The sequence below is a fragment of the Geopsychrobacter electrodiphilus DSM 16401 genome (assembly GCF_000384395.1).
GTDB lineage: Bacteria > Desulfobacterota > Desulfuromonadia > Desulfuromonadales > Geopsychrobacteraceae > Geopsychrobacter > Geopsychrobacter electrodiphilus.
In genome coordinates, this window is record NZ_ARWE01000001.1 from 246,473 (window position 1) to 271,223 (window position 24,751).

A 24,751-nucleotide genomic window follows, 5' to 3' on the forward strand; every position below is an offset into this window, starting at 1 on the left:
TTCCAAGGCGTAACGGCTTGTGATTGCCTGAGTCATAACACGCCGGGGGGCGGTGCCCGTCCCCCGGTTACCCGGCAAGGCATTCGGTGCCTGTCTGAATGAGCAATTTTGAGAGGTTGGCGAGAAATCGTTTGCGGTCGGCATCGTTGCGAAAGATGTCACAGCGACCGACACCGCGGAAGATTAATCCTATAGGGACGTTGTTTATTTGTCGATTAGTCTCAACAATACAGGGTTATTCTGCACTAAATGTTCGCCTCGACCCGCAGCAACACTTACACCTGATCTCCCGAGTCCTAACTGTCTTCCGAGTTCGGCCCCATTCGCGCCGGCTTGGCGGGTGACAATGTAGCAGACAACACTACGCACTTCTGCAACACCTGGCGCTCGGGTCTTTAGTCGCAGTTGCTCAGGGGCGATGGAAAAATGAGCACAGACTTTGCCGATCAGTGCGCGGATATCGACGCTGAATGCAAGCTCCGGCGCCAGTTCCCGTCGCGTGCGCAGTTCCTCAATAAAATCCCCACCGCCGAGAATTCGGTCATCATATGGATCATCCGGCAGATTTGTTCTGCGTCTTTTGCCGCTGGTCAAGTCGTCCCGCGTTCCTTGCGCGACACCATCAGTGATAAACCGGTGGTAGTGTCGTCTTGCTTTGGTGGCACTTTTCGAAAAGAGTGCGAGAATGTCGTCTGCCACCTGACCCTCCAATATTCCGTTGCCCATGATGACCGCATGCCCGGTCCAGGGGTAGCTGTCGAGAGTGGAAAGGTCGGGCACCAATCCGGACCGCAGCGGATTGAGATGGATATAGCGCAGCAGTTCGAGAAGATAGACATCCTCATCGCAAACAATCGATTTGTAGCGATTTTGAAAAAGGTGTCCTGCGCGTTTATGGCGAAGGTTAAAGTAAATGGCATAGCCTGTCAGAAGCCTGCGCATCAGAGGTGCCAACCGCGACTGGCGAGGACAGAGCAGAAGATGAACATGATTGGTCATCAACGACCAGGCAAGGCATTCGGTGCCTGTCTGAATGAGCAATTTGGAGAGGTTGGCGAGAAATCGCTTGCGGTCGGTATCGTCGCGAAAGATGTCACAGCGACCGACACCGCGGAAGATGACGTGTTGGAGTAGACCTGGGATATCTAGGCGGGCGGCTCTTGGCATGTAGTGAAGGTAGCAAAGGGATATGAGGCTAGTCAACTAATAAACAACGTCCCTAGATTGCCCTACTTTCGGCAGAAAATAAAAAAGATTGACAGCGCTATTTAGGGCTGGCATAGTAATGAAAAGAAAGGGAGGTTCATTATGAGTGTTCGGCGATTTGACGATTTTGTGGCAGTACCAATCTCTACAGAACTCTACATGGCTATTGCCGCGAGGTATCCAGGAAGTGTTACCTCGCTAATTGAGGACGTTGTTGAGGCTTTCCTCGAGAGAACAAAGGAAGAAGAACCATTTCTGGCAAGATCTTCGAATGGAATTAACTGGAGTTCAGTGTTTCTCGCTACGGGAACAAAATTAAGAGTCAAGTACCGCAATGAATACAAATACGCTGAGATCGTAGAGGATGAGATTCACTATGACGGCGAGGTGGTACCTTCAGTCTCAAAGATGGCAAGTGTTATGTGTAACAACACTTCAGTGAATGCTTGGATCAATGTTGAAGTAAAAAGACCCTCTGACAAGACCTGGATAATTGCTGATATCATTCGCAAGGGTTAGTTCAAATTCTTCTCAAGGCAGGAGTCAAGAATGGACATGACACATCACGCTCAGACAAGGTCCCAGCAAAGAGGAATATCTCCGGTTCATCTGAAACTGCTTACCGCTTTTGGGCAGTCGGAGAAAATGCCTGGAAATGCAACGGCGGTTTTCTTGGGAAAGAAGGGCCTGAAAGACCTTGAGTTCATCTTGCGTGAGGGCCTACAGGTCATGGATAAGCTAAAGGGACAAGTTGTCCTCCTAGCTGAAGATGATAGCGTGATCACTTGCTACCATAGAACCAAGCGGACTTGGCGCTAGGAGAAACGACACAGGATGGAAGCCAAAAAGAGGAGGGACTTAGCATGTTAGATGAAATCAGGAATGCCTTGGAAAAAACAGCAAAGATGGACAACTCCATAGACCGGGCGGAGGAGCTGGATGTTTGTCTCACTTGGATCGAAGATGAACTGGAAGGATGTGGTCTGACTGACCAAGAGTTGGAGAGAATCAACAACATACGCAAGGCCCATTGTCGCGAATTCATCGAATCATTGAGTGGCTACGGCAATTCTGGATATGAGGAGGCCGGACCACTGGCTGGATTGTTTCTCCACCATATTCAACTATGGGGAGAGTTGGGTAGGGATGATCCTGAATTGCTTACAAAGGTCCAGCCCTTTTTCGTATGTATTGAATAGATTTTTGTTTGCAATAAGACGCTGAGGTAGCCGTAGACTTCTCGCCATAGGGTGGGATCGGATTCGGACAGGGGGTGAAGGTCGTCGAGGGATCGGTAGTGGTTCATTGAGGGGGTCCTCTCTTGGGGGAGAAAAAGAAAGGCCCAACCAAATGTGATCTGGTCGGGCCATTGTGCGGATAGTTGTAAATGGTTTTTAAGGTTTCTTGCGGGTCAGGCGCTTCTTATTTTTCTCATCTAACCATGTATGATAAGAAGGCATTTTGAGGTAGAGTTGCTGGGTCAGATCGGCCAAGACTCTCAGGTTTTCTAGCCTTATGTAGGCTGGTCGAACAATGTCGGCGTGTCTACCACCGACTTCTTCCCATGCATTTTGGAGCGAATAACCTGCAAACAACTCTGTGCCAGTCAGCATGATTACTGGTGCCCGCGTTTGTTGTCTTTCTTTTATGTACTCGCGACCCCACTCAGCAAATTTTGCAATACGTTTAATTTCGTCAGTGGACAAGTCGGCCGCTTGTTTCATCGTTGAAAAAACAACTACAGATCCTGGAAAGCGGCAAGCAAGGGTCTTCATCCTATCGATGTCTTCGGCTTTGAACACCTCTTTCCCAAAACTTTTCGCTTCGCCAAAAACGACTTCAGTAGGGAAATTATTTCCAAAAAACTGCTGTCTTTGATACCAGAGTATGAAATCGGACTCTATCTCAATTTTTGGTTCAAGTTCGAGTGTTTGTCCAGCAGACCAAGTTGTATTTGCTTCGTGAAATTGACCAATTACTTCCGAAAAAAATCTAATTGACAAAGAGGCAGCGTAACCCCCTTTGGCATAATCTGGTAATGCAAAAGGTCCAACTAGCCGATATGCCCACCGAGTATTTATACTGCTCGGATCAATATTAGGAAAATTAAACTGTTGTAAACAACGACTACAGTCAATTTTTTGGTCTAAATTTTTTAATGAATACCAACTCCAGTTTGAGCACTTCGTACACTTAACTTCCAACCCTAGTTCTACTGCGCCCCTTTCGACGAGACCTTTAAAGTTTCTTTCATGCCTATCATTGGCTTTCGTTGCATTGTTGATTCTGTTTCTGAACTCCTGATGGTGGGCACTCCGCGATACAGGCCTGCGGGAAATTTCATTTAGCCATCGGACAATCTCTGCATTAGCAAAATTTGCAACACCCCAAAAGCCGCCTAATGTTTGAATTATCTGTTGGGTTGCTTTTCCAGCATCGGATAGTTGGCATTTAATTCCGATTTTCTCAAGCCAATTGCTGATAGCTGTTGAGCCACAAGGGAGTTCCCATCTTTTAGATAAATCTTTATATTTAGGAAACGTCACTAACCCTTCTGTCGTAGGTAAAAGGTGGTTTCCTCCAAGACCGAAATTTGGATAAACGGGGTTTTTAAAATTACAGGGAAACGTGGTGGCAATTTGATTTTTGTAGCTATGATCATTCAGGGTGACTACATTCGCATAACAATTGCTATTCCCATATTTTTCAGAAAAATCTGGTGCCAAGACGTCAAAGTGTATCTCAGGTTTATCATCAATAAATGCAGAATCGAAAGACTTCTCATCGGCGGACAATGTTGGTCGCATTTCACGGTGGGTAAAATTTGGCGATGATCTCCAAATGGAGGGATACCAGTCTTGACGGCAATTCGCTCCATCGACATCAACTCGTAAATGTTTTTTGTGTAGATCTTCAATGTCTGTAGTTGGGATTGACCTCGAAAACATAACCGTCGGACGAATCATCACTCCATTAGGGTTCCCAGGTAGTGGTCGATAGTTTTCTAGAATATAATCCCTGCAAAAATCGGAAAGAGCTTCGATCCATTGAACCGGAATAGGTAAAACATTACGTGTTACTGCCCGAAGATTCCAGAAGTCGATTAAGTCCCTTGGTTCATGCGTATCTAGAATAAACAGGGCTGGATCACGATGATCATGATAATGAACCTCTATCTCTGATCTCCCAATGCGTAGTGCTGAGGTGAAGCTAGATTTGTAGAGTTCGGCAAGGGCCCTACTGCCAAGTGTTTGAACTTTGGGAGTAAATACATCAGTAAAACCCTTATGCAAATACTTTAAATCTTGTTCTTCTGGGAAAGCCCCGAACATACAGGCGCAGAACTCTTTCAGTTTTCTTGACTCAGGTGTAATGTCGACGATGTTATGTTCATGTCTATGGGCAAATTGAAACTCCTTGCGATAGAGGTCCCTATATAGATCAAATACACTCTGACCGAAGCCCTGCCTGTCGCGATCACCATCTAGAGTCAAAATGTCTTCTATTTGCAATACTCTGCCTCTTTCAAAGCCAAGAGAATTTGCTAAGCCCTTTTCAGCTTCAACAAGAAAGTCCGGTTCGAAAAAGTCTAGATATCCATTAATTATCTGTGTAGCATTTTCAAAGTGGTTATTGTGTCGATCCCACCATTTAGGTAATTGTTTGAAGAAAGGAATAATCGGATTGAATTGCCCACCCCACAGGCAAGTGTTTGTCTGGAAAATTTTGAGGAGTCGTTTTCGATCATTAGGGCGTACGAGAAATGCAAACCTTGCAGGCCGTAGCCTGACTTGAGCATTGATAGACGTCATGTTCCCTCCCATTGCAATTCAGGAAGCCTACCTGAAGTTAAGCAATGTCTCCAACTATTTATAACGCCCCTCAATCCTCCCGGTGCGAGGGGTTTTCTTTTGACGTCCCGGAGAGAGACCCTCCCCAAAACCCCGGACCGGACCACCCAGGGTTGCACCTCCCGCCTCCCCATCTCAGATGGACATGAACCCGTACACTCCTCGCCACAGGTCGGGATCGGTTTCGGACAGGGGATGAAGGTCGTCGAGGGTTCTGTAGTGGTGCATAGCGGGGCCCTTTCTGGGATAGTTGTTGCTTCTGTTTTAACAAGGGGCAGGGGCAGCCGGGAAGGACCGGAACATAAATCTGTCCCCTATTCGGGATTCTGATTATTTCGGCTGTTTTAGATCAGCCATAGGTGACGCAAAGATATCTGAACCATTCAAATTTTGACCTAAATTCTCAATTGCTGTACATTGACAAGTATCTTATATTACATGGCAATTTAGAATTTTAAGAGGAAATTAATTAGCAATCACAAGACATCCGTAGAATGATGGATGGCTTTTTTCTTATGGGGACAAGGAGTCATGAATATGACCAGCAGGGAAGGACTTAATCCTTTATGAGTACTGCAACTACTGAAATAAAAATTAAACAGAAGTCATCTTTTGACAATGAACTGAATCTTAACCAGCAAAGTGATATTCGCGAGCGGTTGAAGCAATTGCTCTCACAAATTGGTGCAGGGTTGCATGAGCGAGAGCAAATACTTGCTATTGCATTATTGGGCACTATATGTGGACAAAACACTTTCTTGTTTGGGCCTCCAGGAACAGCAAAAAGTTTGATTTCACGTCGTTTGGCTCGTGCCTTTAAAAGTCCTGTTTATTTCGAATACTTGATGAATAGATTTAGTACGCCCGAGGAAGTGTTCGGTCCTGTATCAATTAAGGCACTTAAAGAAGATAAATATCTAAGGCAAGTTGAGGGTTATTTGCCGACGGCTAACTTTGCATTCTTGGATGAAATTTGGAAATCCAGTCCGGCGATATTAAACACGCTCCTGACATTAATTAACGAACACGTCTTTAAGAATGGCAATGATATTATTGATGTGCCGCTGAAAGCACTTATCGCGGCATCGAACGAAACTCCTGCCGAAAACCAGGGGTTAGATGCTCTTTACGACAGATTTATCCTCCGTTTGTTGGTGCCACCAATTAAGAATGAAGATCGCTTCAATGCATTGCTCAATTCCAAACCATCATTGTCCAAACTGCATGTTGATGTAAATTTAACCATTGATTACCAAGAACTGTCAACATGGCAGCAACAACTACATAACGTTGCGATCAGTGACGACTCATTACTGATTATTAAATTTATTCGAACAACACTGGCAGAACGTTTTGATGAACTTGGCGTTTATGTTTCAGATCGTCGTTGGCAGCGGGCTGCCATGCTTTTGAAAGCATCTGCATTTTGCAACGGTAGAACTGAGACAAACCATAGTGATGCTATTTTACTTAAGCATTGTCTGTGGACGTCTCAGATACATCTACAAGAAGTTTCTGATATTGTCATGCAAGCGGTAGAAGAGTGTGGGTTTGTCACCGACGCTAACCTTTCTGAGCTAGACAAAAAGAAAGAATCGCTAGATAAGGAGATTAATAGAGAGCTATTTTTTAATGAAGATGTGTACGATACTGTAAAATTAGGCTGTAATAAAAAATACTTTAAAGAAACATTTACTTTTAAATCTAAAAGTTATGCTCGTGACACTGAAAGATTTGAGATATTTATGCAGTATTCAGAGTTTAAAGCTAAAAAGGAATTCACGCCTGTTGATGTTAATGGGAATGAAAACGAAGAGATAATTTGCAAATTTGATGAACAAGGCTCTTGTATAGTTTCTTATGTAAATAATTATAATAAATATGAAAATATAATTTTCACTCCTAAAGTTATGTTCCATAAGGGAGATAAAAAAGAAGAGATAAATACGCGTTTAGTCAAATCTCTTGCTGGATCTGTAATTAAACTGCGAGGCGAATTAAAAAAAACATTGTATTTGACTGAAAAAAAACTTCAAGGCTATAAAATTCACCTTGAAAGCTTGTTTGCAGTTGAACGAGAAACTGACGTTGCCGTAAAGGGTATTCAATCGCAAATCGGCCAGTTGAAATTACGAATCAAAGATTGTGAGCGTCTGGAAGCGCTATGCAGGTAAGATCGGTAAATAACGCTTCGGCGTTAATTCAAGCTGAAGTACAAACAGGGCACGAAGAACTTTTTTCACAGGTTGATGGGTTGAGTACAGAATTTGGGAAACTGCTTTCCGATTGGCAGAAAACTAGTGGAAAGTGGCTTCACAGCGAGAACCCATTCGTAGGACACACTGAGAAACTTGAGGGTTGGCATCAACAATTTGCGCTAGGAACCCTGAGTGATTCAAGCTTTCTAATCGGCGACTTTCAACGTTTTAGTCGATTTGCCAAAGTGCCTTTTGATTTGGATTTCTGGAATCGGCAACTCATGGTTGAAGGTGAGTCAGAAAACCCTTTGTCGCATGATATAGGCATAACACAGGAGTTGCTTTTAAGCGATTGGCAAAAAAAACTCGATGAGGCTCAGGCTGCTTGGCAGGTAGAAAAGTTGCAGCTGTTGCGTGAGCAGTTTTTGATGCAAATCAATGAGTGGCTGAGCTTACTTGCGGAGCTAAAGGAGGACTTGGAGTCCCTTGGTTTGGAGCCAGGTATTTGGCTCGATTTGAGCAAGGGTGAGTTGAGCTTGCAGCAGATTGACCAGCTTAAACGCTGGGCTAAGTATCTTGCCGAAGATGAGGGGGCTCGCGCAATTTGTGAATTGTTGGGTAAGGTGAGGCAAGCCGCAAAATTAGAGCGCGTTGAATGGGTTAAGCAGGCAATTTCTGTTGACACACCATACGTAGATGTTTCTTCAAAAGAGGAAATCGTTGGGATAAAACTAGGAAGGGAGATTGAACATACCTTGCCTTCGGAACTGGCTCTATTGTCAGATTCCGATACTTCCATTTTGTTTGATCTGAAATTTTTGGAATCCAGATTACTCTGTTTCGAGATGCAAGGCATTTCATATATACAAGAGCAACAAGAAATGGAAGTCGAGCAGGCACAGGCTGATGATGAGAAGCTGGGGCCAATGATCTTATGTGTTGACACCAGTGGTTCAATGTGTGGAGAACCTGAACATATTGCAAAAGCAATGGCACTATTTCTGTCAACACAAGCCAGAGCACAAGATCGGAAGTGTTACTTAATTAACTTCTCAACAAATATAGAAACCTACGAACTGACAGGCAGAGAAGGGCTTTCTAGGCTGATTAATTTTTTAGGCAGCTCCTTTTATGGAGGTACAGATGTTGGCCTGGCGCTTCGGCATGCGCTTGAAATAATGAAGCAAGAAGCCTATGCAAAAGCTGATATACTCGTGCTCTCCGATTTTATTATGGGGTCTTTGCCGACAGGAATTTTAAATGCCATCAGCAAGCAAAGAGAAAATGGGAATACGTTCAATTCATTGGTGATTGGTGATTGTTTTATGACTGAGCGATCACGTACTTATTTTGATCATGAGTGGGTATTCAACCCAAAAAAAAGCATAATCCAAGAATTAACTCAGTTTGAAATGTGCATACGTGAACCGAAGGCTAGATTTTAGTTTTGCTTCATCATAGGTCCTATCTGGCGCAGTAATTATGCCTTCCAACATGCCGCCCCGGACACGGTCCCTCCCCAAAACCCCGGACCGGACCACCCAGGGTGAAACTTCCCGATCCACTCATTACGTAAACGAAAAAAGCCCCCGGACCAGAGACGGACCGGAGGCTTCTTTGTTGTCATTTTCGACTCTCGGGTTCGGGACGAGAAGCCGTTTAAACTTATCAAAAATTTTGGTCGGGGCGAGAGGATTTGAACCTCCGACCCCCTACTCCCGAAGCAGGTGCGCTACCAGGCTGCGCTACGCCCCGACAACATCTCTTTCGTGGTACGGGCCACATTTCTAGCACCCTCGATTGTGAAAATCAAGACATTTTGCCATGAACTGAAAACGAAAGTAACAAGTGACCAATGTAGGGCCAGGAACTGTCAGCTGCCGGCGCAGGTGGCGGCCAGGTGGATGACCGGCCGGGATGGCAATCCGGCTCAGGTGACATTGCGATTCGCATCCCCTTGATTAAGCTCCGCTTGTTTGCGCAGTACGACCCGTCGGATTTTTCCCGAAATGGTTTTGGGTAATTCGGGTAAGAAGACTATCTGACGTGGATACTTGTAGGGCGCGGTCTCTCTTTTGACGTGCTCCTGGATCTGGGTGGCCAGCTCGTCGCTGGGCTCAAACCCCGGGGCCAGAATCACAAAGGCCTTGACGATGGTTCCACGCAGCTGGTCGGGGGCTCCTATCACCGCACTTTCGGCAACGGCTGGATGGCTCTGCAGGGCGCTTTCGACTTCGAAGGGACCAACCCGATAGCCTGAAGCATTGATCACGTCATCGGCGCGGCCGACAAACCAATAATAACCGTCCTTGTCCTTGTAGGCTTTGTCCCCGGTGTAATACCAGTCCCCGATAAATGACTCCCGGGTCGCTTCTTCATTGCGCCAATACTGCTTCAGCAGGCCGACAGGTGGCTCGGGCTTGACCCGTACGGCAATATTCCCTTCCTCACCCTGAGGCACAAGGTTGCCCTCGTCATCGATCAGTTCGACCTTAAACCCCGGTGTCGGTTTGCCCATGGAGCCCGGCCGGATTTCCAGGCAGGGGAAGTTGGCAATCAAATTGACCGATTCTGTTTGACCGAAGCCATCATAAATGGTTGTGCCGGTGTGTTCTTTCCAAACCTTGATGATCTCGGGATTCAAGGGTTCGCCGGCGGCCAGGGAATGGCGGATGCCCGATAGATCATATTGGGTCAGATCTTCCAGGACCAGCATCCGGTAGACCGTTGGTGGTGCGCAGAAGGTGGTTATTCCGCATGACTGCATGAGTTGAAGGTGGGTTCGCGCGTTAAATTTGCCGTCAGCGTCATGGACCATAATGGCGCAACCGATCTGCCATTGGCCGAAGAGCTTGCCCCAGGCGGCCTTTGCCCAGCCGGTATCGGAGAGAGTCCAGTGCAGGTCGGTCGGCTTAAGATCCTGCCAGAATTTGGCGGTGATAATATGGCCGATCCCGTAGGAGGCCTGGGTGTGGGGGACCATTTTGGGAAATTTGGTGGTCCCGGAGGTAAAGTAGATCAGCATAACATCGTCGGCGCGGGTTGCCTCAACCTCTTCCCGCTTCAGGGAGGCTGAGGCCTGTTGCATCAGGTCGCGGTATGAATGCCAGCCCTCACGCTCCCCCCCGATGGTGATCATGTGTTTCAGGCTCGGACACCCGCTCTTTGCTGCCTCGAGTTTACTGGCGTTTTCATGCCAGACCACCGCACCGACGGCTTCGGCCTGATTGACGCGGTACTCAATGTCTTTGGGCACCAGGATATTGGGCGCCGGCAGCGGAATGACGCCGAGCTTGAAGCAGCCGAGCATGACGGCGTACCATTCGACCAGGCGCGGGACCATGACGAAGAGGCGATCCCCTTTTTTAAAACCGAGGGTTCTCAGGCTGTTGGCAAAGCGGTTGGAAAGACACTGGAGATCGTAAAAGTTGTATTTGCGGATCTCCTCACCGCTGCGGTCGGCCCAGACCAGGGCCAGTTTGGTTCGGTCCTTGGCCCAGCGGTCGAGGACATCGAAGCCGAAGTTGAAAAATTCGGGGATAGTTAGTTGGTAGTTCTTTACAGTCTCCTCGTAGTCCAGCATGTTCGGTCCGTTCAGGTTCACCGGCTGGTTGTCGTAAGAGTGCAATGTCATCGTCATGGCTTCTCCTTTTCTACATATTGAGTACGGCGGGTAAAGGCGTGCAAGATCACTAAAAGTTTCAATCTGTAGAAATAGCAAAGAGGGTGCCAAGCATTGCTTGACCATCGATGTGCGGATAAGTTGCTGTTTTGGATGAAGTTTTTTTAGGAATCTGTGGAATCTGAACAGTGTCTCGACTGTCACCGAAATTAACACTGTCGATCAGGGGTGAAATGTTTTGCCGTGAGCTGGGAAAGCAATTTTAAGTCCGGACGGCCTTCTTTGCCCGATCCTAAACTATTTTCGCCTTGTTCTTTTCTTCAAGCCAGGAATCAATCAGCATCAGGCCGACCCCGATACAGATGGCGCTGTCGGCGATGTTGAACGCTGGCCAGTGATACTGGTACCAGTGTATATCGATGAAATCGATGACTTCATGAAAACGGATGCGGTCGATAAGGTTGCCGACCGCTCCGGAAAAAATCAGTCCCAGGCCGAACTGCAGGCGCCGACTGCCGCCCTGGATTCTCTTGAGGTACCAGAGGATGCCGATCCCGGCGACGATCGAGACCAGAAAAAAGAACGGCAGGCGCAGGCTGTTGTCGGCCAGGATGCCGAAGGCGGCACCCGGGTTGCGCACGTAGGTAATGTGGACAAAATTGGCCAGCAGTTCAATTGACTGGTGCAGTTTAAGGCTGCTGACAATCAGCCCCTTGCTCAACTGGTCGAGCAGGACGCTTACAATCGCAATATTGATGAACCAGCGATATTGGCGCATCAACAGCTGGCCAGCGCCGCAACGCAGCGTTCACAGGCCTGGGGGTGTTCCGCGCTGGCGCCCACCGAGGTGACGTAGTTCCAGCAGCGTTCGCACTTCTCCCCTTCGGCGGCATCAACACGCAGCTGCAGGTCTGAAATCCCTTCGGCGGCGGTTGCCCCCTCGAGGGTCGCGCAGAGCTCAACCTGAGAAACGATGAAGTAACTGGGGAGCAGCGGCAGGTATTCTTGCAGTAACGGCAGCAGGGATGCGGGGGCGTTGAGCAGGACCTTGGCCTCCAGGGACTGGCCGATTCGTTTTTCGCTGCGCGCGACTTCAAGCGACTTGGAGACGGCGCCGCGCACCTTCTGGAGTTGTTCATAGCGTTCTTCGAGGGGCAGGTTACGCCAATTGTTCTGGGCCGGGGCCTTGGCCAGGTGCACACTCTCCTCACGCTCACCCGGGAGCTCGGTCCAGATCTCTTCGGCGGTAAAGCTCAGGATCGGGGCGAGCATGCGCGTGAGCGCGTCGAGGATCAGGTAGATGGCGCTGCGTGCGCTGCGGTACTCGAGACTGCTCTTCGGGCTGGTGTAGATCCGGTCTTTTAAGATATCCAGATAGAAAGCGCTGAGGTCGATGGCGCAGAAGTTATGAATCGCGTGGTAAATGACATGAAACTCATAGGCAGCGTAGGCTTTTTCGACCCGCCCGGTCAGGCCGGTCAGGCGCGACAGCGCCCAGCGGTCAAGTTCGAGTATGTCGCTGGTTGCGATGAGATCGGTGTCGGGGTTGAAGCCGTTGAGATTGCCGAGGATGTAGCGTGCGGTGTTGCGAATCCGCCGGTAGGCGTCGGAGAGGCGTTGCAGGGTCTCCTGGCCGATGCGGATATCGTCACGGTAATCGGTGGCAGCAACCCAGAGACGCAGGATTTCTGCGCCGAATTTGTTGATGATCTCTTCGGGGGCGATGACGTTGCCGGTCGATTTTGACATGGGGCGGCCGTTGGCGTCGAGGACGAAGCCGTGGGTCAACACCGCATCATAGGGTGCGCGGTCACGCGTGCCGACCGATTCGAGCAGGCTCGAATGGAACCAGCCGCGGTGCTGGTCGGAACCTTCAAGATAGAGATCGGCCGGGCTGTGCAGGTTTTCGCGGTGTTCTAGGACCGCAGCGTGCGAGACGCCGGAGTCGAACCAGACATCGAGAATGTCGGTCTCTTTGGTGAATTTGTCATGCTGGCAGGCCGGACATCTGGTCCCTTCGGGGAGCAGTTCGGCGGCGTCTTTTTCGAACCAGATATCGCTGCCGGTCGCTTCGAACTGATCGGCGATATGGTGCATGACCTTGCCGTCGATCAGGGCTTCACCACATTTTTCACAGTAGCAGATGGTGATCGGTACGCCCCAGCTGCGCTGGCGACTGATGCACCAGTCGGGGCGTCCGGCGACCATGTTGAAAATACGGTCGTGACCCCAGGCGGGGATCCATTCGACGCGGTCGATCTCGGCCAGCGCTTTGCTGCGCAGGTCCTTTTGATCCATGGAGATGAACCACTGCTCGGTGGCGCGGAAGATGATCGGTTTTTTGCAGCGCCAGCAGTGCGGATAGCTGTGGTTGATCTCGCTCTGCTTCAAAAGGGCGCCGACCTCGGCCAGTTTGGCGTTGACCGCCTGATTGGCCTCGTTCAGTTTCATGCCGCCGAACAGTTCCAGCTCTGGAACGTAGCGGCCGTAGTTGTCGACCGGATTATAGACTTCGAGTCCGTAGCGCAGCCCGACCACATAGTCATCCTGACCATGGCCCGGTGCGGTGTGGACGCAGCCGGTTCCGGCTTCGAGGGTGACATGGTCACCGAGCATCAACAGCGAGGCGCGATCGTAGAAGGGGTGGCGGCAGTTGCGTTTTTCAAAGATGGTGCTGCTGAAGCTGGCCGCGATGCGGGTGTTTTCGAGGCCGAGGGTTGCCATCACCTTTTCGTAGAGGCCTTCGGCGACGACCAGATATTCACTGCCGATATCCACCGCGACGTAATCCAGCTCGGGGTTCAGGCAGATTCCCAGGTTGGCGGGGATGGTCCAGGGGGTCGTGGTCCAGATCACAAAGGAGAGCGGTTTATCGCCCAGGGCCGCGACCTCGAAGGGGAGTTCGTCGGTATAAGGGAATTTAACGTAGATCGATGGTGAGCTGTGGTCGGCGTATTCGACCTCGGCCTCGGCCAGCGCCGTGACGCAGGATGAGCACCAGTGGATCGGTTTTTTCCCCTTGAAGAGGGAGCCGCGCTCGGCCAGACGCGCCAGTTCCCGGGCAGTGGCGGCCTCGTAGCTGGTCGCCATGGTCAGATAGGGGTGGTTCCAGTTGCCGAAGATACCGAGCCGCTTGAATTCGTCAGCCTGAATGCTGACCCACTCGCTGGCGTAGTCCCGGCACAGGCGACGGAAGTCGGCTTTTTCCATTTCACGTTTCTTTTTGCCCAGCTTCTTATCGACCATCAGTTCAATCGGCAGGCCGTGACAATCCCAGCCGGGAACATAGGGGGCGTAGTGACCCTGCATCCGTTTGCTCTTAATGATGACATCTTTGAGAATTTTGTTGAGGGCGTGGCCGATGTGGATATGCCCGTTGGCATAGGGGGGGCCGTCGTGCAGGATAAACGGTTTCTGGCCAAGGTTGGCGGAATCGATCCGGTCGTTCAGGCCGGAGTCCTGCCAGTTTTTAAGAATTTCAGGTTCCCGTTGCGGCAGGTTGCCACGCATTGGAAAATCGGTCTGCGGAAGATTGAGCGTCTCTTTGTAGTCCATTGCCGCCAGCTTTGCGAAAGGGGTTGAATCTGCTGCAAAATATCCGCGCAGACTAACAAAATAGACCGGTCTGGGGCAAGGGAAATCAGGTGGGGTCTGGACTTAGGGGGCAAAGGCGCATACGCGCTCGTGATGTCATTTTTGGTCTAGCGGGGTCTCCGCCTGTTCTGCCGCCCTTTTTTCACGCCGCTCGCGCGAGATCAGGAAGAGGTTCCGAATGTAGATGATGAAGCCGGTTGATTGTCCGACCATAAAAACCGGATCGCGGCGGATGATGGCATAGATCAGCAGGAGGGAACTGCCGCCGAGGCTGAAGTACCAGAAGGCGGTGGGGATCAGGCTGCGTTTATGTTTTTCCGAATAGAGCCATTGCACAAAGAAGCGCATGAAAAAGAGGGACTGCCCAACGAAACCAATGATCAGGATCAGAATCTCATTGGTGGTGAGCTCAGTGCCGAACATTGGTCTCTTCGATTTCGATGCGCAGATTGCGGATCATCATCCAGCGCACCGCAATCAGGTCGTAGAGTCCTTCAATACCCCGGCGCAGATTGGTGTATTTCGATTCGCCGTGGAGACGCGGGCGATGGTTGACCTTGACCTCTTTAATGCACGCACCCTCCAGTCGCATCAGGGTCGGCAGAAAGCGGTGGAGACCCTTGTAAATACGCACGCGCTTGAGCATGGCCGCGTTCATGATCTTGAGTGAACATCCGGTGTCGTGAATATTGTCGGCGGTTACCCAGTTACGGATGCCGTTGCCCAGTTTGCTGGCCAACTTCTTTGACAGGCTGTCCTGGCGACTGTAACGCCAGCCGGTGACCATCTGATAATCGTCGCCGTAATGCTTGATCATCTCGCGCAGATCGGCAGGGTCATTCTGCAGGTCGGCGTCCAGGGTGATGATGACGTCCCCGCTGGCGTTTTGAAAGCCGGCCCACATCGCGGCCGATTGTCCAGCGTTACGGGCGAACGACAGATACTTAAAACGCTCGTCTTCCGCGGCCAGCTGCTTGATCAACTCAAGACTTTTGTCGCTGCTGCAGTCATCGACCAGCAGGAACTCGCAGGGGGCGCCCAGGTCGGCAGCAACCGCTTGAAGCTCAACCGCCAGGGGACGAAGGTTATCTTCTTCATTGTAAATCGGTACCACAAAACTGATTTTTTCCATCCGAAATCGGCCCTTTCCGTGGGTGATGTCAGATCCGGCGTAACGCCGGATTCAATACTAAAAACGGAACAATTTAACACGCATCTTTTCTCGCTGTCTGCAAAAAAAAGCGTGAAGGTGGAGACCCGCCGACAGCCTTCTTGACATGACATCGGCGAATCACTAGTCTGCGCGGAAAGCCCCACCGTTCGTGGGGACGGAGGTATTTTTATGCGGGCCGTATTAGGTGTGATGGAAAATCTGGAAAAGGGGAGCCGCGCCTATTTCTTTCTGCTGTTGCTCGGACTGCTGTTTTTTCTGCCAGGCTTAAGCACTCTGCCGCCGACGGATCGCGACGAAGCGCGCTTTGCTCAGGCGAGCAAGCAGATGGTTGAGACCGGAAATTATATTGATATCCGTTTTCAGGAGGTGCCGCGCTACAAGAAGCCGATCGGCATTTACTGGCTGCAAGCTGCGAGCGTTAACCTGATGGGCGAGCCGCTGAATGTTATCTGGCCCTATCGGATCCCCTCCTTGTTGGGGGCCTTGGCAACGGTCCTTTTGACCTGCTTCTTCGGGCGCCGGTTTTTCAACCGACGGGTCGGACTGCTGGCCGGTGTCCTGGTCGCCAGCTGTCTGTTGCTCGGGGTCGAGTCACGTCTGGCCAAGACCGATGCCAGTCTGCTGGGCACGATTGCGTTGATGCAGGGTGCGCTGGGACTGATCTACCTGGAAAGACAGGAGCGTCACCGGGGTCGCTGGCCGCTGGTGCTGCTCTTCTGGCTGGCCTGCGGCGCCGGGGTTCTGATCAAGGGGCCCCTGTCTCCAGTGATTGCGCTGGCGACCATTTTGTCTCTGGCGGCGGCTGATCGTAACATCAGTCTGTTGCGAGCGATTCGTCCTCTGCCGGGCTTGTTGATGGTGGTGGCGATGGTTCTCCCCTGGTTCATTGCGATCCAGAATGCCACCCACGGGGAATTTTTACAGAAGGCCTTCTTCGGAGATTTTCTGCCGAAGCTGCTGGCGGGGCAGGAGTCCCACGGGGCGCCGCCCGGCTATTATCTGCTGCTCTTTCCTATTCTTTTCTGGCCGGGTTCGTTGCTGGTGATGCATTTTCTGCCGCGCCTGTGGCGCCGCCGCAGCGAGGATGCCGTAAGGTTTCTCTTCGCCTGGCTCATTCCGGCCTGGATTATCTTTGAACTGGTGCCGACCAAGCTGCCCCATTATGTAATGCCCTTTTTCCCGGCGATTGCCATTCTGACCGCGGCCGGCTTATGTCAGGCAGGACGGCTCGAACCGGCGACCGGGTGGGTGCGTCGTCTTATCCTTGCTCTCGGGACCCTGGTCTGGTGTGTTGGAGCCGTGATCCTGATGCTGGGGTTGCCCCTGTTGCCGGCCTGGTTCGGTCAGTTCCAACCCTGGCACATCCTCCCCTTTGCCGGCGGGGTGCTGGTCTTGCGCGGGGCGTGGAAGCTGCGGCATAACCTGCCGCCGTTGTCGGTTATGCCCTTGTTCCTGGGGGGGGCCTTATTGATTCTGCCATTGAGCTTTGCCGACATTCTGCCACGACTCTCCATCGCCTGGCCGAGTCAGGAGGTGGCCGAAATCCTCCAGCATCGTCCCCCGGGAGAGCTGATTTCCGTCGGCTTTGGCGAGCCCAGCTTACCTTTTTTGAATGGCACCAAAACGCGCATGACGGATGCCGCAGGGGCCGTTCCGTTACTGGCTGACCCCCAATTCCGTTATCTGCTGCTCGAAGGGCGTCAGAAACAGCGGCTGCAGGAACTGGCGCCCGCTGAGCTGGGGCAGATGCATCTTGTCCAGTCTTTTAGCAGCTATAACTACTCCAAGGGAAAAAAGATGAGGCTCGAGTTGTATGCCAAGCCCTGAACCGCGGCGCGCAGGTCTGTTGATTGGCGGCGGGGTGTTCGTCCTGCTGCTCTGTGGTCTCTCCACTGTCTATTTTGATCGGGTGGCGATCAATTATTTTCTGGCCGCTGACCCTTTCAGCCTCAAAATTTTTGACGCCATGACCCAATGGGGAGACTCGCTCTATTCCCTGTTGCTGGGGGCCGGATTGTATTTTGGCTGTCGTTTGCGTTTGCGCGGCAAAATAGACGCGGCGAAACGCCTGTGGCTCGAGCGCTGGCAACAGCGCGGTCTCTTCCTGTTCGTGGCTGTCGCCAGTTCCGGACTCCTGACCGACCTGATCAAGTTTATCTGTGGTCGGGCCCGGCCGGTCAAACTTCTGACCGAAAATCTTTACGGCTTCTCCTTCTTCGAGACCTCCTCGAAGATGACCTCCTTCCCCTCGGGGCACAGCAACACTGCGGCCGCCATCGCGCTGGTGGTCTGGTATATCTGGCCGAAAAGCTGGCCGCTTGGGCTGCTGTTGACCGGCGGGGTTATGCTGAGTCGGGTGGCGCTGCTCAAGCACTATCCTTCAGACACTCTGGCCGGGGCCTATCTGGCCGTGGTCACCACTTTTTACCTGTTTCATCTCTTTCGGCGGCGGTATCCGGCGCTCTTCACGCGGGGCGACCTATGATGCCGAGCCGGCACGAACTGCAGCGTGATTTTCTGCTGCCGTTGGTGATCATCCTGTCCCTGTCGTTGCTGATCAGTCAGACTGATTTTGATCGAACCCTGGCCGGGTTTTTCTATCAGCCCCCGGCGGGTTGGGTGTTCGGCGAGGATTGGCTGTGGGCGACGCTTTATCGGTTCGGCATGGTGCCAGGGCTGATCCTGGCGTTCGGCGGGCTACTGCTGGCGCTGGCCGGGACCTGGGTAAAGCGCTTGCACCGCTATTGGCGTCCGGCGACATTTTTAGTGCTTATGGCCTTGATCGGTCCCGGGCTGCTGGTGAGCCTGGTCGGTAAGGAGATGTGGGGTCGGCCGCGACCCATAGATACCATCGATTTTGGCGGTTTTCGACCCTATCATCAGGTCTATCAGCCCGCCGGCCCCGATATGGGGAAATCCTTCCCCTCCGGGCATGCCGCCATCGGGTTTTATCTGATTGCGCCCTTCTTTGTGCTGCGGCGAAAACGGCGCAAACTGGCCTTGAGCGCGCTGGCTATCGGTGTGGCTTATGGCGCCCTGATGAGCGTCGGGCGCATCGCGCAGGGGGGGCATTACCTGACGGACGTCCTCTGGAGCGGCTATCTGGTTCACCTGAGTGGCATGCTCTTTTACTATCTGCTGGATCCTGAGCGGGAGATTTGAGCCCTTTTCACGCTCAGGGCCGTTGCGGCCAGCTCTTTAAATTCTCACCCAGATAATAGTCGAGCCTGCGCGGCAGACTTCCCCCCAGATCGATCTCTTTTTTCTGTAACGGAATCACCCTGCTGAAGCGTTCAAGCAACTTTGGCGGCAAGGGCGTGCCTGAATCACTGAGGATCAAGGCATCCCAGCCGATGCGGTCGAAGGGACCTGGCCAGACTTCGTACTGTGAGCTGACGACTGGTGGATCACCCGCCCAGCGGTAGGTGCGGGGATGATCCGGGAGGTAAAAGGCGGATTCGGCCGCGTGTTTACGTTCAATCCCGAGGATAAAGGTTTTATCCGAGTGGGGTTGCTGCGCCAGGATCTCTGCTGTCACACGACCTGCTTCTTGCCAGCCACGGATCCGCCAGGTTGGGTCCTTACGCCCCAAATCGAGCAGGTTCTGGCTGACAAAGGGGAGCAGATACCCGGCCAAAAGCAAGATCAGCCCGAGTTTCCAGGCCGGATTGAAGAACCGGCGCAGCCGATCAAGGCGCCCGGCGTTAAGCGCTCCGCGTCCCCAGGCGGCGAGCAGGATCATCCCGGCAGGATAGAAAACAGCTGGCCAGTTGGGGTTAATGCTCTTCTTGAAGCTCATCAGGAAGAAGCCGATAAGACCGATCAAATTGAAGCAGAGCAGGTAAAGGGTCTGTCGCGGCAGCTTTTTCAGCTGCAGCAGCAGGCTGAAGGCCAGCGCGACCAGCAGTAACCAGCTTAAGGGTGAGAGCAGCCCGAGCTGTGAGCCGACAAACTCGCTAAAAGTAGCGAGACGCGCCAGCATATCGGGGTTGCTGCCGCCGATATTATGTGCGGTGTGGCGAAAGGTGATCCAGTCGTGCTGTGCATTCCACCACAGCGGCGGGATCAGAAAAAGCAGACTGCCGCAAACGACCAGCCAGGGCCAGGGGCGTTTGAGTTGTGGCCGATCCTGAGGGCTGAGCAGCAGATAGATCAGCATCAGCAATGGAAAGACCAGCATCATCTGCTTGCCCAGGGTGCCGATGCCGATCAGCAGCGCGGTCGCCAGCTTCCAGCCGAAGGTATCATCCTCCAGGCTGTGCCACAGGGTCCAGAGCGCCAAACTCCAGCAGCAGATCAGCAGAACGTCAGTTGCCATAATCAGCCCAAGGGCGGCGGTGGCCGGGGTTGCGAGCCAGACGACCAGGGTCCAGAAGCCGACCTCGGCAGAGTAAATCCGCCGCGCGGCCAGAAACAGCCCCCAGAGGCCGAGCCCCCCGAGGACGACCGCGGGGAGCCTTACGGAGACTGAGGTGGCGCCGAATAGCGCGGTTGTCAGGGCATTGATCCAGGCGATCAGGGGCGGCTTGCTGAAGTAGCCGAAGGCCAGTCGTCGTGACCAGTCCCAGTAGTAGGCCTCGTCGGGGCCCAGGTCGAGGGGTACGATAAACAGATAGAGCAGACGCCAGAGGCTGATGGCGGTCAGCAGAATCAGGGCACGGCGGGTCCATTGGGCGTTTTCGTTTTGTATTGTCATGGTTTATTTCATGGGTTTAAGAATTAAGGTTGCCTGGCAGATTAGCCCAGGGATGACTGTCGATCAAGTAGATAGCGGCACCGGTCTGCCAACGGGCAGCCTGTGCAGGCCGGTTTTTTGCGGCAGTGTTCTTTGGCGTGGGCAACGATCAGGGCGTGGTATTCGTTGAAGAGGGGAGCCTCCGGCGGCAGAATATCCATGAACATCTGCCTGATGACCGCATAGTTCTTTTGCCCGCACAAAATCCCGAGACGCTCAAAAATCCGCCCGGTGTAAGCGTCAACCACAAAGGTGAGATGTTCGCCGGCGTAGAGCAGGATCGAGTCGGCGGTTTCCGGCCCGATCCCCTTGAGGCTGAGGAGTTCAGTGCGTAACGGTTCAAGGGGCTGCTGGAGCAGCAACTCAAGCCGGCCCTCATAATGCTGCTGCAGGTAGCCGGTAAAGAGTTGCAGCCGCTCTGCCTTCTGACGGAAAAAGCCGGAAGGTCGAATCAGCCCCTCCAGACTGGTGCGCGGCAGCGCGGCGAGCGCGGGAACGCTGAGTGCCTCTGCGTGACGCAGGTTGAGGATCGCCTTCTCGACGTTCCGCCAGTTGGTGTTCTGGGTCAATATCGCGCCGACCGCCATTTCAAACGGGGTCTGTGCCGGCCACCAGTGGCGTGGACCGTAGGCGGCCAAAAGTTTTTGATAGATTTTCAGCAGGTCGGTCATTGTCAGCGCTCCCTGAAATCGGCACAACATAGCACGCTGGTTTGTCGCGGGGTTAGTCAAATGCTCCTGAAAATTGTTTCGCGCAATGGCGCCCTTTTCCGCTGTTGCTACCGGCGTTCGCGGTTCTCATGGCCCTTTGGTTGCGGGCAAAAAATTACCTTGAGGGGTGGTTTCTTTTTCTCCCTCAGCCCTCTATAATCCCGCCCCATGCAAAAGAGATTCTCCATAGACGCGCGGATGCAGCTGCAGGCGGCGATCGCCGAGGCCGGGGGTAACGAGGTCTTCGCCCTGGGACACACCGATGCTGATTGCCGGGTGGTCGAGCTTGACGTGCTGGCGCGTGGTTCGCAGCAGGCGGTGCCGGCGGTTTTGAACAACTGCAGTTACGGCGACATCATTATCCACAACCACCCCTCGGGTAACTTATCCCCATCCGAACCTGATATCCAGATCGCCAGCGGTATAGCCAGCCTGGGGGTCGGTTTTTATATTGTGGATAACGCTGTCGATAAGATTTACGCAGTCGTCGAACCCTTTGCGCCGCAGGATGAGACCCAGCTGGATCCGGCGCGGATTGATGCGATTCTGGGCACAGCTGGACAGGTGGCGCAGCAGCTCCCAGGCTATGAAGATCGCCCCGAACAGCTGCGTATGGCGCTTTGTGTCGCCGAGGCCTTCAATCGCGGCCAGCTGGCGGTGATTGAGGCCGGCACCGGCACCGGCAAGAGTCTGGCTTATCTGGTCCCGGCGCTGTTGTGGGCGCTGAATAACGGCGAGCGGGTGGTGGTCTCGACCAATACCATCAACCTGCAGCAGCAGTTGATCAGCAAGGATCTGCCGCTGTTGCGGCGGGCGACGGGCCTGGAGTTTCGGGCGGTGCTGGTCAAGGGGCGCAGCAACTATCTGTGTCTGCGCCGCAGCGATGAGGCGGGACGCGAGCCGGGTCTGTTCGTGAGCAACGAAGAGGCCGAACTGCGGCAGATTCTGCAGTGGGGCGAAGCGACGAGCGATGGTTCGCGTGACGATCTCGGCTTTAATCCGCAGCCCTCTGTCTGGGAAGAGGTTTGCTGCGAGGCGGATCAATGCAGCCGGGTGCGCTGCCGTTTTTACGCGAAGTGTTTTTTTCACAAGGCGCGCCGCCAGGCGGCCCAGGCCAACCTGCTGGTGGTCAATCATGCCCTGCTGCTCTCCGACCTGGCGCTGCGCCAGCAGACCGATAACTACAACGCCACCGCCGTCCTGCCGCCCTTCGGGCGGGTGGTAATCGACGAGGCCCACCATCTCGAAGATGTGGCGACCAGCTATTTTTCCGGGCAGGTCACGCGCTTCGTTTTTGCACGCACCCTGAATCGATTGCGTCATCCGCGCAAGCCGGACAAGGGGCTGCTGCCGCGATTTTTGTCACAGCTGGCCAAGGAGCTGCCCGATAGCTTCGATGAACTCTATCGCGGCATCCACGAGCGGGTCGAAACCCTGCAGGGGTTGCGACAGACGCTGCTCGATGAAGCGGTCGAAGCGCTGGATCTGGTCGGGCAGCGCCTGGCCAGAGAACTGAAGCAGGAGATCCGTGAAGGGTTTGATCTGCGCCATCGCTTAAAGGCTGAGTTCTTTCAGACCGGTTGCTGGGATGAAATTGTCGGCCTGGTCAAGCCACTCCTCAAGCAGAGTAAGTCTCTGGCGCGCAAACTCGATGGCCTGTTGAGCCAGTGTGAAGAGTTGCCCGACGCGGTCGCCGATAAGCTGAGCTCCCCGCTGGTCGATCTGGCCGGGATCGCCCGCCGACTCGATGGCATCGCCGCAGATCTGAACCTGTTCCTCGGGGCCGCGGAGGAGAACTGTGTCTGGATCGAAGTCAGTAAGGGGCGCATCGGCCGGGCGCGAGGCAATATCACCAAACTCTGCAGCGCGCCGCTGGAGGTCGGCAAGGGGCTGAACGAAGCGTTGTACGAGCGGTTCCGTACGGTGGTTTTGACCAGCGCTACCTTGAGCGTCGCCGGGCGCTTCGACTATTTTTGCGGGCGCACCGGGCTGGACCTGGCCGAAGTTTCGCGCCTGCAATCGCTGGTGCTGGCCTCCCCCTTTGATTATCAGACCCAGGCGCTGGTGGCGGTGCCGACCGATATCCCCGAGCCGGGCCGTCCCGGTTTTGATGCCGCGATCGCCGAACTGACCGAAAAGGCGTTGCTGTTGGCCGGCGGACGCAGCTTTGTGCTCTTTACCGCCTATCAACTCTTGACTAACACCTATGAGGCGCTGGCGCCGCTTCTTGAAGCGCACAAGATTCACGCCTTGCGGCAGGGGAGTGAAAATCGGCATCTGTTGCTCAAGCGCTTCGCCGAGGATGAGACCAGTGTGCTTTTCGGTACCGACTCCTTCTGGGAAGGGGTCGATGTCCCCGGGCGCTCCCTGGAACAGGTGATCATCACGCGTCTGCCCTTTCGAGTGCCGACCGAGCCGGTGCTGCAGGCGCGCGCCGAGGCGCTGGAGGCACGCGGTCAGGACCCCTTCATGAAATACACCGTGCCGCAGGCGGTGATCCGCTTCAAGCAGGGCTTCGGACGCCTGATTCGCAATCGCAGCGACCGTGGCGTGGTCCTCATTCTCGACAGTCGGGTCGTACGCCGCGGCTATGGCCGCACCTTTTTACGCTCGCTCCCGGAGGCTCAGACCCTGAACCTGCCGACGGCCGAACTGCTGCCGCGTATTGCCAGCTTTTTCGCCGACAGTTCTGATTGAATCTGCTAGACTATGCAGCGACCCGCGATATATGCCACCCATTTCGATATCGCGGTTAGATGCTGTTTTGGTTGTCTTATGAGGGTATAACCATGCTTCGCCTGTTGCTGCTGCTGTTTCTGCTGATCCCCGCACCCTTGCTGGCTTCGGACCAGACTGGTCCGGAGGCGGTTGAATACCCGTCGCGCTGGGGGGTCGTCACCTTCAAGCATCTTTCCCATCAGCAGAGACTCGGCAATTGCCGGATCTGTCATCATCAGGGGGTTGAAATGGGCAGTTGCGCCAGTTGCCACGGCGTGATTAAGGGTCTGCCGCAACTGAAGGATGTGCTGCACAAACAATGTGTCAACTGTCATTGGCAGCAGCATGGCCCCACCGAGTGTGCCGGATGTCATGATCCTGAGCGGCTCGATGAGAGCGTCTACAAGGATTAATCTGTCATTTACTGAGGGTTGAAAGGATCTATTTATGAAACAGATTTTGTTACTTGCCAGCTTGATTCTTCTGGCATGGACCTCTCTCTCTCTGGCCGCTGTACCTGAGTCTGCCGAGGCGCAAAAAATCCTCAATACCAAATGCAATAAATGTCACCTCCTCGACCGGATTGATCAGGCCCTGGCCGAACATCGCGACATGCTCGAAATCCAACAGCGGATGATCAGGCATGGGGCCGAACTTGATTCGCATGAGCAGCAGGTGCTGGGGATTTACTATCGCAACTACGCCACGGATAAAGCTTCAACTCAACCTCTTCCAGCTGATCCTTTGGCCGAATATCGTTCTGTCGTTGCGGCGCGTTGCAGCGGATGTCATTCTCTCGCCATCGTCGAAAAGGCGATGCGCGAAAAACGTGACTTCGGCTCTCTGGCGCAGATGATGATTAAACGTGGCGCGGTGTTGAATACCAAGGATATGAAGATTATTCAGACCTTCTGGGGTCAGCCGCTGAGGTAGGTCTGTGAGG

Annotated in this window: 19 protein-coding genes and 1 tRNA gene; 10 read left to right on the top strand and 10 right to left on the bottom strand. The window is 53.1% G+C overall.

Annotated features, from left to right (window positions below; all coding sequences use genetic code 11):
• Positions 1-204: 204 nt before the first annotated feature.
• Positions 205-1,203, bottom strand: coding sequence for a transposase (locus tag D888_RS0101185; protein ID WP_245554989.1), 999 nt, complete (start codon positions 1,201-1,203; stop codon positions 205-207).
• 105 nt (positions 1,204-1,308) lie between these two features.
• Here D888_RS0101185 and D888_RS0101190 point away from each other — a divergent pair, with 105 nt between their 5' ends.
• A complete protein-coding gene (locus tag D888_RS0101190; RefSeq protein WP_020674696.1) occupies positions 1,309-1,725 on the top strand; it encodes a hypothetical protein in 417 nt (138 codons plus the stop codon).
• Between the two features lie 344 nt (positions 1,726-2,069).
• On the top strand, positions 2,070-2,405 hold the full coding sequence (locus D888_RS0101200) for a hypothetical protein (protein ID WP_020674698.1): 336 nt from the start codon (positions 2,070-2,072) through the stop codon (positions 2,403-2,405).
• 195 nt (positions 2,406-2,600) lie between these two features.
• Here the strand turns inward: D888_RS0101200 and D888_RS0101205 are convergent, their stop codons facing one another.
• Positions 2,601-5,018: a hypothetical protein gene (locus D888_RS0101205; protein WP_020674699.1), complete on the bottom strand. Its 2,418-nt coding sequence runs from the start codon at positions 5,016-5,018 to the stop codon at positions 2,601-2,603.
• Between the two features lie 605 nt (positions 5,019-5,623).
• Here D888_RS0101205 and D888_RS0101210 point away from each other — a divergent pair.
• Both D888_RS0101210 and D888_RS0101215 read left to right on the top strand, forming a co-directional pair.
• Positions 5,624-7,231, top strand: a complete 1,608-nt coding sequence (locus D888_RS0101210; RefSeq protein ID WP_020674700.1) for an AAA family ATPase — start codon at positions 5,624-5,626, stop codon at positions 7,229-7,231.
• Entirely contained in the window at positions 7,222-8,700 is a 1,479-nt protein-coding gene (locus tag D888_RS0101215; RefSeq protein ID WP_020674701.1) for a VWA domain-containing protein, read from the top strand. Before D888_RS0101210 ends, D888_RS0101215 begins: the two co-directional genes overlap by 10 nt.
• Before the next feature lie 233 nt (positions 8,701-8,933).
• Here D888_RS0101215 and D888_RS0101220 read toward each other — a convergent pair.
• From D888_RS0101220 to D888_RS0101245, 6 genes are all read right to left on the bottom strand, one after another.
• Positions 8,934-9,010: transfer RNA gene (locus D888_RS0101220), tRNA-Pro, on the bottom strand.
• Positions 9,011-9,185: 175 nt separating this feature from the next.
• Positions 9,186-10,895: an acetate--CoA ligase gene (locus D888_RS0101225; RefSeq protein WP_020674702.1), complete on the bottom strand. Its 1,710-nt coding sequence runs from the start codon at positions 10,893-10,895 to the stop codon at positions 9,186-9,188.
• A gap of 274 nt (positions 10,896-11,169) precedes the next feature.
• The gene (gene lspA / locus D888_RS0101230; protein ID WP_020674703.1) at positions 11,170-11,655 is read right to left on the bottom strand and encodes a signal peptidase II; all 486 of its coding nucleotides are present in this window, start codon (positions 11,653-11,655) and stop codon (positions 11,170-11,172) included.
• On the bottom strand, positions 11,655-14,432 hold the full coding sequence (gene ileS, locus D888_RS0101235) for an isoleucine--tRNA ligase (RefSeq protein WP_020674704.1): 2,778 nt from the start codon (positions 14,430-14,432) through the stop codon (positions 11,655-11,657). The genes lspA and ileS overlap by 1 nt, the downstream gene beginning before the upstream one ends.
• 135 nt (positions 14,433-14,567) lie before the next feature.
• Positions 14,568-14,894: a lipid-A-disaccharide synthase N-terminal domain-containing protein gene (locus D888_RS0101240; protein WP_020674705.1), complete on the bottom strand. Its 327-nt coding sequence runs from the start codon at positions 14,892-14,894 to the stop codon at positions 14,568-14,570.
• Positions 14,881-15,603, bottom strand: coding sequence for a glycosyltransferase family 2 protein (locus D888_RS0101245; protein WP_020674706.1), 723 nt, complete (start codon positions 15,601-15,603; stop codon positions 14,881-14,883). Before D888_RS0101245 ends, D888_RS0101240 begins: the two co-directional genes overlap by 14 nt.
• Before the next feature lie 210 nt (positions 15,604-15,813).
• On the opposite strand from D888_RS0101245, the gene D888_RS20335 reads away from it, so the two are divergent.
• The 3 genes from D888_RS20335 to D888_RS22780 are packed head-to-tail and all read left to right on the top strand — an operon-like array spanning position 15,814 to position 18,807.
• Entirely contained in the window at positions 15,814-17,472 is a 1,659-nt protein-coding gene (locus tag D888_RS20335; protein ID WP_020674707.1) for an ArnT family glycosyltransferase, read from the top strand.
• Positions 17,459-18,130: a phosphatase PAP2 family protein gene (locus tag D888_RS22775; RefSeq protein ID WP_020674708.1), complete on the top strand. Its 672-nt coding sequence runs from the start codon at positions 17,459-17,461 to the stop codon at positions 18,128-18,130. The genes D888_RS20335 and D888_RS22775 overlap by 14 nt, the downstream gene beginning before the upstream one ends.
• The gene (locus D888_RS22780; protein WP_020674709.1) at positions 18,127-18,807 is read left to right on the top strand and encodes a phosphatase PAP2 family protein; all 681 of its coding nucleotides are present in this window, start codon (positions 18,127-18,129) and stop codon (positions 18,805-18,807) included. Before D888_RS22775 ends, D888_RS22780 begins: the two co-directional genes overlap by 4 nt.
• A gap of 13 nt (positions 18,808-18,820) precedes the next feature.
• On the opposite strand, the gene D888_RS0101265 is transcribed toward D888_RS22780, so the two are convergent.
• The gene (locus tag D888_RS0101265) at positions 18,821-20,341 is read right to left on the bottom strand and encodes an ArnT family glycosyltransferase (RefSeq protein WP_020674710.1); all 1,521 of its coding nucleotides are present in this window, start codon (positions 20,339-20,341) and stop codon (positions 18,821-18,823) included.
• A gap of 41 nt (positions 20,342-20,382) precedes the next feature.
• Positions 20,383-21,051, bottom strand: a complete 669-nt coding sequence (locus tag D888_RS0101270) for an endonuclease III domain-containing protein (RefSeq protein ID WP_020674711.1) — start codon at positions 21,049-21,051, stop codon at positions 20,383-20,385.
• 207 nt (positions 21,052-21,258) lie between these two features.
• Between D888_RS0101270 and D888_RS0101275 the strand changes: the two genes are divergently transcribed.
• The 3 genes from D888_RS0101275 (at position 21,259) to D888_RS22785 (ending at position 24,741) form a co-directional block, all read left to right on the top strand.
• On the top strand, positions 21,259-23,787 hold the full coding sequence (locus D888_RS0101275; RefSeq protein ID WP_026362160.1) for a helicase C-terminal domain-containing protein: 2,529 nt from the start codon (positions 21,259-21,261) through the stop codon (positions 23,785-23,787).
• Between the two features lie 92 nt (positions 23,788-23,879).
• Complete coding sequence (locus D888_RS0101280) at positions 23,880-24,221, top strand: cytochrome c3 family protein (protein WP_020674713.1); 342 nt, start codon at positions 23,880-23,882, stop codon at positions 24,219-24,221.
• A gap of 34 nt (positions 24,222-24,255) precedes the next feature.
• On the top strand, positions 24,256-24,741 hold the full coding sequence (locus tag D888_RS22785; RefSeq protein ID WP_020674714.1) for a hypothetical protein: 486 nt from the start codon (positions 24,256-24,258) through the stop codon (positions 24,739-24,741).
• Positions 24,742-24,751: the final 10 nt, after the last annotated feature.

Bases quoted from the DNA above. Each gene is read 5' to 3' on its own strand.
- D888_RS0101190 (WP_020674696.1), top strand. From the start codon at position 1,309: ATGAGTGTTCGGCGATTTGACGATTTTGTGGCAGTACCAATCTCTACA.
- D888_RS0101200 (WP_020674698.1), top strand. From the start codon at position 2,070: ATGTTAGATGAAATCAGGAATGCCTTGGAAAAAACAGCAAAGATGGAC.
- D888_RS0101205 (WP_020674699.1), bottom strand. From the start codon at position 5,018: ATGACGTCTATCAATGCTCAAGTCAGGCTACGGCCTGCAAGGTTTGCA.
- D888_RS0101210 (WP_020674700.1), top strand. From the start codon at position 5,624: ATGAGTACTGCAACTACTGAAATAAAAATTAAACAGAAGTCATCTTTT.
- D888_RS0101215 (WP_020674701.1), top strand. From the start codon at position 7,222: ATGCAGGTAAGATCGGTAAATAACGCTTCGGCGTTAATTCAAGCTGAA.
- D888_RS0101225 (WP_020674702.1), bottom strand. From the start codon at position 10,895: ATGACGATGACATTGCACTCTTACGACAACCAGCCGGTGAACCTGAAC.
- lspA (WP_020674703.1), bottom strand. From the start codon at position 11,655: ATGCGCCAATATCGCTGGTTCATCAATATTGCGATTGTAAGCGTCCTG.
- ileS (WP_020674704.1), bottom strand. From the start codon at position 14,432: ATGGACTACAAAGAGACGCTCAATCTTCCGCAGACCGATTTTCCAATG.
- D888_RS0101240 (WP_020674705.1), bottom strand. From the start codon at position 14,894: ATGTTCGGCACTGAGCTCACCACCAATGAGATTCTGATCCTGATCATT.
- D888_RS0101245 (WP_020674706.1), bottom strand. From the start codon at position 15,603: ATGGAAAAAATCAGTTTTGTGGTACCGATTTACAATGAAGAAGATAAC.
- D888_RS20335 (WP_020674707.1), top strand. From the start codon at position 15,814: ATGCGGGCCGTATTAGGTGTGATGGAAAATCTGGAAAAGGGGAGCCGC.
- D888_RS22775 (WP_020674708.1), top strand. From the start codon at position 17,459: ATGCCAAGCCCTGAACCGCGGCGCGCAGGTCTGTTGATTGGCGGCGGG.
- D888_RS22780 (WP_020674709.1), top strand. From the start codon at position 18,127: ATGATGCCGAGCCGGCACGAACTGCAGCGTGATTTTCTGCTGCCGTTG.
- D888_RS0101265 (WP_020674710.1), bottom strand. From the start codon at position 20,341: ATGACAATACAAAACGAAAACGCCCAATGGACCCGCCGTGCCCTGATT.
- D888_RS0101270 (WP_020674711.1), bottom strand. From the start codon at position 21,051: ATGACCGACCTGCTGAAAATCTATCAAAAACTTTTGGCCGCCTACGGT.
- D888_RS0101275 (WP_026362160.1), top strand. From the start codon at position 21,259: ATGCAAAAGAGATTCTCCATAGACGCGCGGATGCAGCTGCAGGCGGCG.
- D888_RS0101280 (WP_020674713.1), top strand. From the start codon at position 23,880: ATGCTTCGCCTGTTGCTGCTGCTGTTTCTGCTGATCCCCGCACCCTTG.
- D888_RS22785 (WP_020674714.1), top strand. From the start codon at position 24,256: ATGAAACAGATTTTGTTACTTGCCAGCTTGATTCTTCTGGCATGGACC.